A 14,088-nucleotide genomic window follows, 5' to 3' on the forward strand; every position below is an offset into this window, starting at 1 on the left:
AGAAAATGGAGTGGAGTCTGACGCAGAACAAGCTGCTGGCGTACCACCGTCTGATGCGAACCGACAAGCCGATCGGGGCGCTGCTGCTGCTGTGGCCGACGCTGTGGGCGCTATGGGTGGCGACCCCCGGACTGCCGCCGCTGTGGATCCTGGCGGTGTTTGTGGCGGGCGTCTGGTTGATGCGTGCGGCAGGCTGTGTCGTCAACGACTATGCCGACCGTAAGTTTGATGGCCATGTAAAACGCACCGCTAATCGCCCGCTGCCGAGCGGCGATGTCACCGAGAAAGAGGCGCGCACGCTGTTTGTGGTGCTGGTCCTGCTGTCGTTCCTGCTGGTGTTAACCCTGAATACCATGACCATCCTGCTCTCCGTGGCAGCACTGGCTCTGGCCTGGGTCTACCCGTTTATGAAGCGCTACACCCATCTGCCGCAGGTGGTGCTGGGCGCCGCTTTTGGCTGGTCGATTCCGATGGCGTTTGCCGCCGTCAGCGAGAGCGTACCCTTGAGCTGCTGGCTGATGTTCCTGGCCAACATCCTCTGGGCGGTGGCCTACGATACGCAATACGCGATGGTCGATCGGGATGATGATCTGAAAATCGGCATCAAATCCACTGCCATTCTGTTTGGTCGGCAGGACAAGCTGATCATCGGGATTTTGCAGGTGGCCGTGCTGGGGCTAATGGTGGCAATTGGTTACCTGAACCAGCTCAACGGGGCGTTTTACGCGGCGGTTGCGGCGGCGGGCGTGCTGTTTATCTACCAGCAGAAACTTATCGCCAACCGCGAGCGCGAAGCCTGTTTTAAAGCGTTTCTGAACAATAACTACGTCGGTCTGGTGCTGTTCCTGGGGCTGGCGGTGAGTTACATGGCGTAAAAAAAGCCGGGTGGCGGCTTCGCCTTACCCGGCCTACATATTGTGCAGAATCGTAGGCCGGGTAAGCGTGAGCGCCACCCGGCTTTTTTACGCACTACTCGCCCTGCGTCGCGCTCTCAATCGTTAAGCGCACGTCAGAGGTAATCAGGTCCGCCAGCATCTGGTACACCTTCATCGTCTCGGCCGGCTCGGCATCACCGCTGTCGCTGATATAGCCCTCGTCGCGCAGCGTCAACACCAGCGAACTGAACACCGCTTTATCGAAGAACTCCGGCGCGTTGATGCCGTGCAGCATCGACAGGCGCTGTGCCAGGGTGCGGCTCTCTTTCTCCAGCGTCCCGCGGTTGATCGACGGGTTGGCGCTCAGCAGCCAGAAGGTAATGGCGTAGCGCTGCACGGTTTCGCGTGCCCCCGCCGCCAGCAGCTGCAGCGTGCGTGCCCGGGACGGATTGATCAGCAGAATGTCATCTCTCTGCGAAATCAGCTCCTGGCGGGTCAGCTCTTCAATCTGCTTATCCAGCACCTCTGCCAGCTCGTCGTTATCCCAGCGCAGGAACAGCTCCGCTTTCAGCATAGGGTAGAGGGCAGTCACATGCTCCAGCAGCGCCTGACGGGTGATCTGGCGATGCTGGGTGATGATGGCCGCCATCAGCGAAGGCAGCATCAGCATATGCGCAATGTTGTTGCGGTAGTAGGTCATCAGTACCGCCTGCTCGCGCGGCAGAATGATGATATCGCCGATGGTGTCCTTCTCGACCTCGAACTTGTTCATCTGCAGCGCGTGCTCGAGCAGCTCGTTGGCGCTGGCGGTCGGCACCGTGGCATCTTCCGCGTACGGCACGTTGCGCAACAGGTTCAGGTAGCAGTCGAGCTGCTCGAGCAGCTGTTCGCGGGTGAGCGAGCGCTGGCGAGAGCCCAGCAGGGCGGTAGAACACAGGTTCATGGCGTTAGCCGCCCCGGCGTTGTTAATACGCACCATCAGATCGGCAGCAATGGCATTCACCGTTGGCGTCAGCCAGGCCGGACGTACCGCTTCGATCGGATCGATAGACTCGCGCCACTCCGGTACCCGGTGGTTCAGGTAGGTCATCAGCGGCATCGGTTCACCGAAGTTAACATACCCCTGACCGAGGTTACGCAGTTTGCTCAGACCACGCAGCATCTGCAGCAGGCTCTCTTTCTCTTTGGTGGCGCCGCGCAGCTCTTTGGCGTAGGTACCCACTTCCATCACGTGCTCGTAACCAATGTAAATCGGCACCAGGGTGATTGGACGCGTACCGCCACGCAGCATCGCCTGAATGGTCATCGACAGGGTGCCGGTCTTCGGATCGAGCAAACGCCCGGTACGGGAACGGCCACCCTCCACGAAATATTCCACCGAGTAGCCACGGCTGAACAGCTCGCCCAGATATTCACGGAACACCGTCGAGTAGAGCTTATTGCCTTTAAAGGTACGGCGAATAAAGAACGCACCCAGACGGCGGAAGATCGGGCCTGCCGGCCAGAAGTTGAGGTTGATCCCCGCTGCAATGTGCGGCGGCACCAGCCCCTGGTGATAGAGCACGTACGAGAGCAGCAGGTAGTCCATGTGGCTGCGGTGGCAGGGCACATAGACAATCTCATGGCCATCGTGAGCAAGCTGGCGCACACGCTCGGCATTGTGCACGTTAATGCCCTGATAGAGCCGGTTCCAGGTAAAGCTCAGGATACGGTCGCTAAGGCGGATCATCTCGTAGGAGAAGTTAGCCGCAATCTCTTCCATCAGGGCGATGGCGTTTTGCTGCGCCTTCTCATGGGAGATTTTTTTGCTGCGCGCTTCGTCTTCAACGGCGCGGGCAATGGCTTTTGAGGCCAGCAGCTTATTAAACAGATCCTGACGAGCGGGCAGGCGTGGGCCTACCGCAGCCAGACGCTGACGGGCAAAGTGCATGCGCGCCACGCGGGCCAGCTTCTGGGCGATGGTCTTATCCGTGCCGTGCTCATCGGCCATCCGGCGCAGTGAGACTGACGGCGAAAAACGGACAAAGCTGTCGCGGCCCAGCCAGTTGACGGCGAAAAATTTCTGCACCCCGTTGAGCATGCGCAACGGCGGATTCTCTTCGCCCTTATCGCGCCCCGGACGACGGCCAAACATCACCGACACCGGGACCATCTGCACGTCCAGCAGCGGGTTGCTGCGGTGCAGATCGAGGTAGTCGTGGAACAGCTTGATAGACTCTTCTTTCGGCGTGTACCAGGTGAACACACGAGGGCCACCGTGGATAAAGATGTAGCGCGGCAGCAGGGTGCCATCGATCTCCAGCGGCTCCAGCGGATCGGGAAGATCGTGCGCCAGGCATTGGGCGCGCAGCGTCAGCAAGTCGGCCTTCGAGTTATAAGGCAACACATACATAATAGGACGCGAGGTATCGAGTCCTAATTCCAGCGTGGGAACCGCCGGGATAGACTTGCTTTTTACCAGGACGCTTAATGGTAAATTAAGTAATTTGTAGTAAATTCGTGGCCAGCCAGACATAAACGATGTAAAGCCTCTGGTTAAAAATGCAATTGCGGCGCAAGGATAACAGAAAGCGCGCAAGATTTCTGTTGTTACCCGTCATACTTCCGGGGGCGGCGCATAGCGCTTAAGCCACCGTTTCTGACGCTATTTTCGAAGAAAGGTTTCTTTTAATGGCCAATAATACCACTGGGTTAACCCGAATCATTAAAGCTGCCGGTTATTCATGGAAAGGCATCCGTGCTGCCTGGATCAATGAAGCCGCATTTCGCCAGGAGGGGGTTGCGGTCGCCGTGGCGATTATTATTGCCTGCTGGCTGGATGTTGATCCTATCACCCGCGTATTGCTGATTGGCTCGGTGATGTTGGTGATGATAGTCGAAATTCTGAACAGTGCGATTGAGGCGGTAGTCGACCGCATTGGCACTGATTTTCACGAGCTCTCGGGTCGGGCGAAAGATATGGGCTCTGCCGCGGTGCTGATGGCGATTATCGTTGCGTTGTTTACCTGGGTCACGCTGCTTTGGGGACATTTACGATAAGCCTTCAGAAACCGAACAAGTCTCTGGTTTTTTATGCGGTTTGTGGTTCCAAAATCACCTTTAGCTGTATATACTCACAGCATAACTGTATATACACCCAGGGGGCGGAATGAAAGCGTTAACGACCAGGCAGCAAGAGGTGTTTGATCTCATTCGGGATCATATCGGCCAGACGGGTATGCCGCCGACGCGTGCAGAAATCGCGCAGCGTCTGGGCTTCCGTTCTCCAAACGCCGCTGAAGAGCACCTTAAGGCACTGGCGCGCAAGGGTGTGCTTGAGATTGTCTCCGGTGCGTCTCGCGGTATACGTCTGCTGATTGAAGCCGAAGAGGGCCTTCCGCTCGTCGGTCGCGTCGCCGCTGGTGAACCACTGCTGGCGCAACAGCACATCGAAGGCCACTATCAGGTCGATCCTGGCATGTTTAAACCGAGCGCAGATTTTCTGCTGCGCGTAAGCGGCATGTCGATGAAAGACATCGGTATTCTCGACGGCGATCTGCTGGCGGTTCATAAAACGCAGGACGTGCGTAACGGCCAGGTGGTTGTGGCGCGTATCGACGACGAAGTGACCGTTAAGCGCCTGAAAAAGCAGGGCAACACCGTACAACTGCTGCCGGAAAACAGTGAGTTTTCCCCGATTGTTGTCGACCTGCGTGAAAATAACTTCTCCATCGAAGGCCTGGCGGTTGGCGTCATCCGCAACGGTGAGTGGTTATAACTCCTTTCTGACAGACTGCGGCCCTGTCGCAGTCTGTTTCTTCTGCCTCTGGCGAACATTCCCATGTCTCTCCTGACTGCTTCCGACAAGGCGTTGTGGCGTCTTGCACTTCCTATGATCGTCTCCAATATCAGCGTCCCTCTGCTTGGGCTGGTGGATACGGCAGTAATTGGTCATCTCGATTCGCCCGTCTATCTGGGCGGTGTCGCCATCGGCGCGACGGCAACCAGCTTCCTGTTTATGCTGCTGCTCTTCTTGCGCATGAGCACAACCGGGCTTACCGCCCAGGCCTATGGCGCGAAAGATCCGCTGCGTCTGGCCCGGGCGCTGGTACAGCCGCTGATCCTGGCTCTGGGTGCCGGATTATTGATTGTGCTGTTGCGCACGCCGCTTATCGATCTGGCCCTGCATATCGTCGGTGGCAGCGAGGCCGTTCTCTATCAGGCGCGACGCTTCCTTGAGATCCGCTGGCTCAGCGCCCCGGCATCGCTGGCTAACCTGGTCCTGCTCGGTTGGCTGTTGGGCGTCCAGTATGCCCGGGCGCCGGTGATCCTGCTGGTGGTGGGTAACCTGCTCAATATCGTGCTGGATCTCTGGCTGGTGATGGGCCTGCAGATGAACGTGCAGGGCGCGGCCCTGGCGACCGCTATCGCAGAATATGCCACCCTGGCGATCGGCCTGTGGATGGTCTGGCGGGTGCTGGCCCTGCGCGGTATTTCGCTGGCGTTGCTGAAGGCAAGCTGGCGGGGCAATATCCGCAAGCTGCTGGCCCTCAATCGCGACATCATGCTGCGCTCGCTGCTGCTGCAACTCTGTTTCGGGGCGCTGACGGTAATGGGGGCGCGGCTGGGGCCGGAGATTATTGCGGTCAACGCTGTGCTGATGACCCTGCTGACCTTTACCGCCTACGCCCTGGATGGCTTCGCCTATGCGGTCGAAGCGCACTCCGGGCAGGCCTATGGTGCCCGGGAAAGCGGTCAACTGCGGGAAGTGTGGCGGGCGGCCTGCCGTCAGTCCGGCCTGGTGGCGCTGGCCTTTGCGCTCATCTATGCCCTGGCAGGCGACAACATCATTGCCCTGCTGACCTCGCTGCCCGAGCTGCGCGCGCTGGCAAGCCACTATCTTATCTGGCAGGTGGTGTTACCGGTGGTGGGCGTCTGGTGCTATTTGCTGGATGGCATGTTTATCGGCGCAACCCGCGGAGCAGAGATGCGCAACAGCATGGCCGTTGCGGCCGCCGGGTTTGGCCTGACGCTGTTCACCCTGCCGTGGCTGGGTAATCACGGTCTGTGGCTGGCCCTGAGCGTGTTCCTGGCCCTGCGTGGGCTCTCTCTGGCGTGGATTTGGCACCGGCACTGGCGCAACGGAACCTGGTTTCTGTAGCGGCTTCGCCTGACCAAATGGTAAAAGATTCCGAATAACAAACCTAACGCCGCAGGCTTATCTATAATTATTATCACGTCCAGCACGAAACGTATTTCAGGACGAACTTAACCTTAACGACCGAACGAAGAGGAATCGATGATGAATAAAGACCAAGTCGGCGGTAACTGGAAGCAATTTAAAGGTAAAGTAAAAGAACAGTGGGGCGATCTGACTGATGACGATATGACCGTCATTGAAGGTAAACGTGACCAGCTGGTGGGTAAAATCCAGGAACGCTATGGTTATGAGAAAGACCAGGCGGAGAAAGAAGTTGGTGACTGGGAAACCCGTAACAACTATCGCTGGTAATTAACCTATACCCGCAGGTACACGGATGTATGCCCAGGGCGACCTTTCAGGTCGCCCGTTTTTTTGCCCTCAGCGCGGCTTTTTCTTCAGCTGGATAGAGTGATCGTGCTGACAATCTTCCTGATGGCGACAGGCTTCCACTTCCACGCAGTTGCGGCACAGACCGTGCGCTTCAATCACGTTGTGGCGCAGAGCAAACCCCATCTTCGCCGCCAGGGTATGCATGATATCTTCCACTCCTTCCGCGCCTTCTTCCTTCACGCTGCCACAGCGGTCACAGATAAACATCGCTGAGGTGTGGGTCGGCTGATCGAACAGATGGCACAGCACATAGCTGTTGGTCGATTCCACCTTATGTACAAAACCCTGCTCGAGTAAAAAATCGAGCGCCCGATAGACGGTAGGCGGTTTAGCCTGCGGCTCGCTTTCGCGCAGCAGGTCGAGCAGGTCGTAGGCGCTGATGGCCCCGTTTTGCAGGCTCAGCAGACGCAACACTTCAAGGCGCTGCGGAGTCAGGCGCACATTGCGTTGCGCGCACAGCTTTTCGGCTTGCGCTAACAGTGCCTGCATTGTGGTCGTTTCCATTTTGCACCTCGAATAACGTGGAATAACAAACCGCCAGTTTACCATGTTCTGGCCTAAACGCCGAGATCCCCCGGGTGTGCTACCCTCACCAAAAACCACAGGGGATGAAAAGATGAAAAGACCTGACTGTATTCGGCACTGGCGCGAAGTAGAAGGCGCTGACAACTCAACCTATCCCGACAGCGCAGAGCGTTTCTCCATTGGCGCACCGCTGGCCCGAGCACTGGGGCTGGGCCGCCTCGGTATCCATCATGAGCGCCTTCCGCCCGGGCGCCGTACTTCGTACCCGCATGCCGAAAGCGACGAAGAAGAGTTCATCTTTGTGCTCGAAGGTTATCCCGAAGTCTGGGTCAACGGTTATTTATGGAAACTGGAGCCGGGGGACAGCGTCGGTTTTCCTGCCGGGACAGGGGTCTGCCACACCTTTATTAATAACACCAGTGAAGAGGTACGGTTATTAGTCGTGGGAGAAGCGAATAAAAAATATAACCGTATTTATTATCCGCTGAATGCGGTATATGCCGCCACGCGCGAAGATCGCTGGATAGATCATCCTCCGCAATTTTTTGGTCCTCATGATGGAAAACCAGGGCAAAAGTAATTTCTTGTTCTATACATATTAAAGAAATAATGAAATCAATAACTTAATCTAATACTAAAGTTTAGATAAATTCGGCTTCTCATACTTTTTTCACAAAGGACGTATGCCCCTGCGCGGTATTTAGCCGCCGGGGTTTATTCACCCACAATAAGTCAGGTGTCCTGTGAAAATTAAATTCAAACTTTCTGTGGCGGGAATTGCCACCGCTTTTCTTTTGCCTAATCACGCTGGAGCAGCAAATACCTGGACGGAAGCACGCGGCGATGCCATGGGTGGGGCGGGCGTTGCGGCGGCGCATTATAGCAGCGGGGTGCTGATCAACCCGGCCCTGTTGGCAAAATCGCAAGCAGAGGATGATGTCGCCATTATATTTCCCTCGGTCGGGGCGCAAATCAGCGATAAGGACAATCTGCAGGACAAGATCGATGAAATCAGCGATGAGATCCGCGCCGATCGGGAGATGATCGACGATCTCACCGTGGCGCAGATCCTGGCCGATCCACAGGGGACGCTCAGCGATCTTCAGGGCGCAGCAGGCAGTCTGGCCGATCAGCTGGAGTTCCTAGAGGGCAAAACCGCCCACGGCAACGCCGGGGCAGGAATAGCCGTCAGTATTCCGGGCTCGGGACTGTCGCTGGCGTTTGTCGCTAAGGCCAATGCCCATGCGCGCGTCAGTTCGGAGATCGATCCGCAGGATATTGCGTTCCTGCGCAGGTTGCAGGGCAATGCAGGGATGACCAACCAGATGGCGCTGGGGGCGGCGCGAAACGGCAGCGACGTGATTACCCGCAACCTTAACTCTGTCGCCCTGGGCAGGGCGGCGATCGTCTCTGACTACGGCGTGGCGGTGGCCCGCCAGTTTGAGTTCAACGGTCTGCCTGTTTCGGTCGGCGTGACGCCAAAACTGCAGCAAACCTGGCTCTACAACTACACCACCTCCATCTATACCTACGACAGCAGCGACTTTAACAGCAGCCGCTACCGGAATGACGACACCAGTTTTAACGTTGATGTCGGCGTGGCGGTCGACTTTGGTGAAAACTGGACAGTGGGCCTCAGCGGGCAGAACCTGTTCTCACGTGACATTGATACCAATGATATCCGCATTCTCAACGGGCGCACCGGGGAAGAGGTGAGTTATCAGGACACCTACCAAATCCGGCCCCTTGTCACGGCAGGCGTGGCCTGGCATACCGATCTTCTCACCCTCAGCGCCGATGGCGATCTGACCGAAACCCGGGGCTTCAGGAGCGAAGACGACTCGCAGTATATCGGGGTGGGGGCGGAGGTGTCCCTGCTCGGCTGGCTGGCGGTGCGCGGCGGCTTTCGTGGGGACGTGAAGGGCAACGACAGCAACGTCTTTACCGGCGGTTTCGGTTTCGCCCCGTTTAACACCGTGCATTTCGATCTCACCGGCATTGTCGGGGAGGATGAAACCTGGGGTGCCGGGGCGCAATTCAGCGTGCGGTTCTGACCGGATCCGGACGCAATCTGATTTTTTATCAGAGGGTTAACGCTTTCTCATATCAATGTTCTTTCTGTAAATATGTACCGGGTACATTAAATAACTTGAATAATGTACGGGGTACACTTAAGGTGCTATAAGAATTAAGTAACCTCAGGGAGCGAGATGTTTACTTTTATTGAACTGCAGGGTTTTAGTAAACAGCGCCAGGCGCTTCTGCCAGATGACGAGTTTCGGGCCTTTCAGGAAGCATTGATTGAAGACCCTGAAGCCGGAGACACTATCGCAGGGACGGGGGGATTTCGGAAGATCCGCTGGAGTCGCCCGGGAATGGGAAAACGCGGTGGCGTGCGGGTGATTTACTATAATGTGACGCGTAAAGGGCGAATTTATCTGGCTCTGGTTTATCCAAAAAATGAGCAGGATGATTTAACTGAAGAGCAAAAGAAAGTTCTCAAGCAGTTATCCGATATGCTGGCATAGCCCTGAGGTTCTGTAACTCCCATATGGGTGAAGAATAAGGCCCGGTGCGATATCTACGAGGGCAATGAGGTACAGATGAAAGATGAATTATTTGCCGATCTGCTGGCCAGTGCAGAAGAAATGGTAAGAATTGAAAAGGGTGAACAGACGCCAGAGCCGGAGCACGTTCATACGTTTAGCCCGATTGATGTTAAGGCAATTCGAGAGGCGACTGGGTTAAAACAGCAGGATTTCGCGGCGGCCGTTGGCGTCAGCTATGACCTTGTAAGAAGCTGGGAGACAAAACGGCGGCAGCCTACTGGCGCACCGCGAAAACTCTTGCTGTTGTTACAGACCAACCCTTTTATTATCAATCAGCTTAAAACCATCTAGTCCCTTCCCTGTGAGGGCGGTTGACTATGTTATAGTAAGCCCTATTTTCGTCGGCCTCTGTATCTGAGTACACCCCTTATGCGGTGTACTGTTTGGTGTACTGAGGAATTAGAAATACGCCAATAAAGTTTAAAAATGCATCATATCAAAGAGTCCATAAACGCGTTGAAAACCAGCGTGATACCTGAGAAATCAGCTGAATTCCCGCCGCACCGTTTCTCCATCGCGCCGATGCTCGACTGGACAGACAGACACTGCCGCTACTTCCTGCGCCTGCTGTCGCGCCATACCCTGCTCTATACCGAGATGGTGACCACCGGGGCGATTATTCATGGCAAGGGCGACTACCTCGCCTTCAGCGAAGAGGAGCATCCGGTAGCGTTGCAGCTCGGCGGCAGCGATCCGGCCGCGCTGGCGCACTGCGCGAAGCTGGCAGAGGCGCGCGGCTACGACGAGATCAACCTCAACGTCGGCTGCCCTTCCGATCGCGTGCAGAACGGTATGTTCGGTGCCTGCCTGATGGGCAATGCGCAACTGGTGGCCGACTGCGTGAAAGCGATGCGCGATGTGGTCTCCATTCCGGTGACGGTCAAAACCCGTATCGGCATCGACGATCAGGACAGCTACGAATTTCTCTGCGACTTCATCGGCACGGTGGCCGGCAAGGGCGAGTGCGAGATGTTTATCATCCACGCCCGTAAAGCCTGGCTCTCTGGCCTGAGCCCGAAAGAGAACCGGGAGATCCCGCCTCTGGACTACCCCCGCGTTTATCAGCTGAAGCGTGATTTCCCGCAGCTGACGATGTCGATCAACGGCGGCATCAAGTCCCTTGACGAGGCCAAAGCGCATTTACAGCATATGGATGGCGTGATGGTGGGGCGCGAGGCGTACCAGAACCCGGGCGTGCTGGCAGCGGTGGATCGTGAGATCTTCGGTGTGGACAGCGCCGATCGCGATCCGGTGGCAGTGGTGCGGGCGATGTATCCCTACATTGAACGCGAGCTGAGCAACGGTACCTATCTGGGCCACGTGACCCGCCACATGCTGGGTCTGTTCCAGGGGATCCCGGGCGCGCGCCAGTGGCGCCGTTACCTGAGTGAAAATGCTCATAAAGCCGGTGCCGATATTGAAGTGCTGGAACAGGCGCTGCGTCTGGTGGCAGACAAGCGATAATTTTCACTAAAACTTCGTCAAATTCACCACGCCCGGCGCAATATCGTCGGGCGTTTTGCTTTTAACTCAATGAGTTATATTTTGGCACGGATCTTGTAATGGTATTACTCAGCGTATCGTTGTGATGCATTTCGGGAGAGAGCCATGCTGGAACTACTTTTTGTGATTGGATTTTTTGTCATGTTGATGGCAACCGGCGTCTCGCTGCTGGGGATCATTGCCGCGCTGGTGGTCGCCACCGTGGTGATGTTTATCGGCGGACTGTTTGCCCTGATGCTGAAACTGCTGCCGTGGTTGCTGCTGGCCGTGGCGGTGGTGTGGGCGATACGGGCGATTAAATCGCCAAAAATCCCACGCTATCAGCGCAATAACCGCTTTCGTTACTAAGGTATTGAGTGGTTCGTCACATCCTTGCAACTTTTACGGCAGCATTGCTTAGAACGGAATAGGATTTACTTATCGAATCTGTCACTATTGCCGCCGTTAAAGAATTCATCGCGCTGTACCCTACATACAGCCGAACTAAAAAAAGAAAAGAAAAGGGCTTCCTTCGGGAAGCCCAATTTCTTTTTAGGGGATCAGTAAACTCGAACCCTGCGTCGCCCGGCTCTCCAGCACCTCATGCGCGCGTTGCGCGTCACTCAGCGGATACCTCTGCGCCTCAGCCACATCCACCTTAATCACCCCGCTGGCAATCAACGAGAACAGCTCGTTGCTGGCCTCAACCAGTTCGTCATGATTAGTGATGTAACCCTGCAGCGAAGGGCGGGTGGCAAACAGCGAGCCTTTCTGGTTAAGAATGCCCAGATTGACGCCGGTCACCGGGCCGGAGGCGTTGCCGAAGCTGACCATCAGGCCCCGGCGCTGCAGACAGTCCAGCGAGGCTTCCCAGGTATCTTTGCCCACCGAGTCATACACCACGCGCACCTTTTTACCGCCGGTGATCTCTTTCACCCGCTCAACGATGCTCTCTTCGCGGTAGTTAATTACCTGCCAGGCACCCGCCTGCAGCGCGCGCTGCGCCTTTTGCGCGTTGCCAACGGTGCCGATCAGCTTGGCCCCCAGCGCTTTTGCCCACTGGCAGGCAATCAGCCCGACGCCGCCTGCGGCCGCGTGGAACAGGAACTGTTCGTCAGGTTTGATCTCATAGGTTTTGCGCAACAGATAAAAGACCGTCAGCCCTTTCAGGAAGGAGGCGGCGGCCTGCTCGAAGGAGATGGCATCCGGCAGAATGGCGGCTTTATCCGCCGGCACGTTGTGAACCGAGCTGTAGGCGCCGAGGGCGGATTGCGCATACACCACGCGGTCGCCCTCCTTTATATGCTTAACGGCGCTGCCCACTTTCACCACTACACCGGCCGCCTCGGTACCCAGCCCGCTAGGCAGGGCCGGAGGCGGATAGAGGCCCCCGCGGATATAGGTATCAATGTAGTTAATGCCAATGGCTTTGTTTTCGACCTGGATTTCCTGCTCGCCTGGCGCGGCGGGCGTAAACTCTACCGCCCGCAAAACCTCCGGGCCGCCGTGCTTATGAAATTCAATACGCGTTGCCATGCTCCCTCCATTAGAATTAGAAAATATGGTAATCTTTCGACCCACTCTCTATCTCGGTAACTCCATTCACTATGGCAGGAAACAAACCCTTCAACAAACAGACTGAACCCCGTGAACGCGATCCGCAGTTAGCCGGGTTAAAAGTCCCGCCGCACTCGATTGAAGCGGAACAGTCGGTGTTGGGCGGTTTAATGCTGGATAACGAGCGCTGGGACGACGTTGCCGAGCGCGTCGTCACAGACGACTTCTATACCCGCCCGCACCGCCATATCTTTACCGAGATGGCGCGTCTGCAGGAGTCGGGTAGCCCCATCGATCTGATCACCCTCGCGGAATCGCTGGAGCGTCAGGGGCAACTGGAGACCGTTGGCGGCTTCGCCTATCTGGCCGAATTATCGAAAAACACGCCAAGTGCAGCGAACATCAGCGCCTATGCTGATATCGTACGCGAACGTGCGGTGGTGCGTGACATGATCTCCGTCGCCAACGAGATCGCCGAAGCTGGTTTTGATCCGCAGGGGCGTAACAGCGACGAACTGCTCGACCTGGCCGAGTCCCGGGTCTTTAAAATCGCCGAAAGCCGCGCCAATAAAGACGAAGGGCCGAAGAACATTGCCGACGTTCTCGATTCGACCATTGCGCGTATCGAACAGCTGTTCCAGCAGCCGCACGACGGGGTTACCGGGGTTAACACCGGCTATGACGATCTGAATAAAAAGACCGCCGGTCTTCAGCCGTCGGATCTGATCATCGTCGCCGCGCGTCCGTCGATGGGTAAAACCACCTTTGCGATGAACCTCGTCGAAAACGCGGCGATGTTGCAGGATAAACCAGTATTAATCTTCAGTCTGGAGATGCCATCAGACCAGATCATGATGCGTTCTCTGGCTTCGCTGTCCCGCGTGGACCAGACCCGCATTCGTACCGGCCAGCTGGACGACGAGGACTGGGCGCGGATCTCCGGCACCATGGGCATTCTGCTGGAAAAACGGAACATCTATATCGATGACTCCTCCGGCCTGACGCCAACGGAAGTGCGCTCCCGCGCGCGCCGAATCGCCCGTGAGCACGGCGGCATTGGCCTGATCATGATCGACTACCTCCAGCTGATGCGCGTTCCATCGCTGTCGGACAACCGTACCCTGGAAATTGCCGAAATCTCCCGCTCGCTGAAAGCGCTGGCGAAAGAGTTGCAGGTGCCGGTGGTGGCGCTGTCGCAGCTTAACCGCTCCCTGGAGCAGCGTGCCGACAAGCGTCCGGTCAACTCCGATCTGCGTGAATCGGGCTCCATCGAGCAGGATGCCGACTTAATCATGTTCATCTACCGTGATGAGGTTTATCACGAGAACAGCGACCTGAAAGGCATCGCAGAAATTATTATTGGTAAGCAGCGTAACGGCCCCATCGGTACGGTGCGTCTGACCTTTAACGGCCAATGGTCACGCTTTGATAACTATGCGGGACCGCAATATGATGATGAGTGATTTCT

At 56.6% G+C, this 14,088-nt stretch carries 15 protein-coding genes; 12 read left to right on the forward strand and 3 right to left on the reverse strand.

What is annotated here, in order from left to right:
• The first annotated feature begins 5 nt into the window (after positions 1–5).
• Positions 6–875, forward strand: coding sequence for a 4-hydroxybenzoate octaprenyltransferase (ubiA, locus tag G7090_RS01210; protein ID WP_166181276.1), 870 nt, complete (start codon positions 6–8; stop codon positions 873–875).
• Between the two features lie 94 nt (positions 876–969).
• On the opposite strand, the gene plsB is transcribed toward ubiA, so the two are convergent.
• Positions 970–3,390, reverse strand: coding sequence for a glycerol-3-phosphate 1-O-acyltransferase PlsB (gene plsB / locus G7090_RS01215; RefSeq protein WP_166181279.1), 2,421 nt, complete (start codon positions 3,388–3,390; stop codon positions 970–972).
• Positions 3,391–3,545: 155 nt separating this feature from the next.
• Here plsB and G7090_RS01220 point away from each other — a divergent pair, with 155 nt between their 5' ends.
• From G7090_RS01220 to G7090_RS01235, 4 genes are all read left to right on the forward strand, one after another.
• Positions 3,546–3,914, forward strand: a complete 369-nt coding sequence (locus G7090_RS01220) for a diacylglycerol kinase (RefSeq protein WP_106993926.1) — start codon at positions 3,546–3,548, stop codon at positions 3,912–3,914.
• Between the two features lie 109 nt (positions 3,915–4,023).
• Positions 4,024–4,632, forward strand: a complete 609-nt coding sequence (lexA, locus tag G7090_RS01225; RefSeq protein ID WP_166181281.1) for a transcriptional repressor LexA — start codon at positions 4,024–4,026, stop codon at positions 4,630–4,632.
• A 63-nt stretch (positions 4,633–4,695) separates the two neighbouring features.
• Positions 4,696–6,015 (forward strand): MATE family efflux transporter DinF, encoded by a 1,320-nt coding sequence (gene dinF, locus G7090_RS01230; RefSeq protein WP_166181283.1) that lies wholly within the window; start codon positions 4,696–4,698, stop codon positions 6,013–6,015.
• A gap of 141 nt (positions 6,016–6,156) precedes the next feature.
• Positions 6,157–6,366, forward strand: a complete 210-nt coding sequence (locus tag G7090_RS01235) for a CsbD family protein (protein WP_032615972.1) — start codon at positions 6,157–6,159, stop codon at positions 6,364–6,366.
• A gap of 69 nt (positions 6,367–6,435) precedes the next feature.
• Here G7090_RS01235 and zur read toward each other — a convergent pair whose 3' ends face one another.
• Positions 6,436–6,951 carry a zinc uptake transcriptional repressor Zur gene (zur, locus tag G7090_RS01240; protein WP_032615974.1) on the reverse strand — a complete coding sequence of 172 codons (516 nt, stop codon included), beginning with the start codon at positions 6,949–6,951 and terminating at the stop codon, positions 6,436–6,438.
• A 112-nt stretch (positions 6,952–7,063) separates the two neighbouring features.
• On the opposite strand from zur, the gene G7090_RS01245 reads away from it, so the two are divergent.
• The 6 genes from G7090_RS01245 (at position 7,064) to pspG (ending at position 11,432) form a co-directional block, all read left to right on the forward strand.
• Positions 7,064–7,552, forward strand: a complete 489-nt coding sequence (locus G7090_RS01245) for a cupin domain-containing protein (protein WP_166181286.1) — start codon at positions 7,064–7,066, stop codon at positions 7,550–7,552.
• Between the two features lie 163 nt (positions 7,553–7,715).
• Complete coding sequence (locus G7090_RS01250; RefSeq protein ID WP_166181288.1) at positions 7,716–9,026, forward strand: conjugal transfer protein TraF; 1,311 nt, start codon at positions 7,716–7,718, stop codon at positions 9,024–9,026.
• A gap of 156 nt (positions 9,027–9,182) precedes the next feature.
• Positions 9,183–9,500, forward strand: a complete 318-nt coding sequence (locus tag G7090_RS01255) for a type II toxin-antitoxin system RelE/ParE family toxin (RefSeq protein ID WP_166181290.1) — start codon at positions 9,183–9,185, stop codon at positions 9,498–9,500.
• A gap of 75 nt (positions 9,501–9,575) precedes the next feature.
• Positions 9,576–9,872: a NadS family protein gene (nadS, locus tag G7090_RS01260; protein ID WP_166181292.1), complete on the forward strand. Its 297-nt coding sequence runs from the start codon at positions 9,576–9,578 to the stop codon at positions 9,870–9,872.
• 135 nt (positions 9,873–10,007) lie between these two features.
• On the forward strand, positions 10,008–11,045 hold the full coding sequence (dusA, locus tag G7090_RS01265; RefSeq protein WP_166181294.1) for a tRNA dihydrouridine(20/20a) synthase DusA: 1,038 nt from the start codon (positions 10,008–10,010) through the stop codon (positions 11,043–11,045).
• A gap of 144 nt (positions 11,046–11,189) precedes the next feature.
• Positions 11,190–11,432 carry an envelope stress response protein PspG gene (gene pspG / locus G7090_RS01270; protein WP_106993932.1) on the forward strand — a complete coding sequence of 81 codons (243 nt, stop codon included), beginning with the start codon at positions 11,190–11,192 and terminating at the stop codon, positions 11,430–11,432.
• Between the two features lie 183 nt (positions 11,433–11,615).
• On the opposite strand, the gene G7090_RS01275 is transcribed toward pspG, so the two are convergent.
• Complete coding sequence (locus tag G7090_RS01275) at positions 11,616–12,599, reverse strand: quinone oxidoreductase (protein WP_166181296.1); 984 nt, start codon at positions 12,597–12,599, stop codon at positions 11,616–11,618.
• 71 nt (positions 12,600–12,670) lie between these two features.
• Between G7090_RS01275 and dnaB the strand changes: the two genes are divergently transcribed.
• Positions 12,671–14,083: a replicative DNA helicase gene (dnaB, locus tag G7090_RS01280; RefSeq protein ID WP_106993934.1), complete on the forward strand. Its 1,413-nt coding sequence runs from the start codon at positions 12,671–12,673 to the stop codon at positions 14,081–14,083.
• Positions 14,084–14,088: the final 5 nt, after the last annotated feature.

The sequence above is a fragment of the Leclercia sp. 29361 genome (assembly GCF_011290365.1).
GTDB lineage: Bacteria > Pseudomonadota > Gammaproteobacteria > Enterobacterales > Enterobacteriaceae > Enterobacter > Enterobacter tamurae.

What these genes read in the sequence shown, in the direction of transcription:
- ubiA (WP_166181276.1), top strand. Translation starts at nt 6, where the DNA reads ATGGAGTGGAGTCTGACGCAGAACAAGCTGCTGGCGTACCACCGTCTG.
- plsB (WP_166181279.1), bottom strand. Translation starts at nt 3,390, where the DNA reads ATGTCTGGCTGGCCACGAATTTACTACAAATTACTTAATTTACCATTA.
- G7090_RS01220 (WP_106993926.1), top strand. Translation starts at nt 3,546, where the DNA reads ATGGCCAATAATACCACTGGGTTAACCCGAATCATTAAAGCTGCCGGT.
- lexA (WP_166181281.1), top strand. Translation starts at nt 4,024, where the DNA reads ATGAAAGCGTTAACGACCAGGCAGCAAGAGGTGTTTGATCTCATTCGG.
- dinF (WP_166181283.1), top strand. Translation starts at nt 4,696, where the DNA reads ATGTCTCTCCTGACTGCTTCCGACAAGGCGTTGTGGCGTCTTGCACTT.
- G7090_RS01235 (WP_032615972.1), top strand. Translation starts at nt 6,157, where the DNA reads ATGAATAAAGACCAAGTCGGCGGTAACTGGAAGCAATTTAAAGGTAAA.
- zur (WP_032615974.1), bottom strand. Translation starts at nt 6,951, where the DNA reads ATGGAAACGACCACAATGCAGGCACTGTTAGCGCAAGCCGAAAAGCTG.
- G7090_RS01245 (WP_166181286.1), top strand. Translation starts at nt 7,064, where the DNA reads ATGAAAAGACCTGACTGTATTCGGCACTGGCGCGAAGTAGAAGGCGCT.
- G7090_RS01255 (WP_166181290.1), top strand. Translation starts at nt 9,183, where the DNA reads ATGTTTACTTTTATTGAACTGCAGGGTTTTAGTAAACAGCGCCAGGCG.
- nadS (WP_166181292.1), top strand. Translation starts at nt 9,576, where the DNA reads ATGAAAGATGAATTATTTGCCGATCTGCTGGCCAGTGCAGAAGAAATG.
- dusA (WP_166181294.1), top strand. Translation starts at nt 10,008, where the DNA reads ATGCATCATATCAAAGAGTCCATAAACGCGTTGAAAACCAGCGTGATA.
- pspG (WP_106993932.1), top strand. Translation starts at nt 11,190, where the DNA reads ATGCTGGAACTACTTTTTGTGATTGGATTTTTTGTCATGTTGATGGCA.
- G7090_RS01275 (WP_166181296.1), bottom strand. Translation starts at nt 12,599, where the DNA reads ATGGCAACGCGTATTGAATTTCATAAGCACGGCGGCCCGGAGGTTTTG.
- dnaB (WP_106993934.1), top strand. Translation starts at nt 12,671, where the DNA reads ATGGCAGGAAACAAACCCTTCAACAAACAGACTGAACCCCGTGAACGC.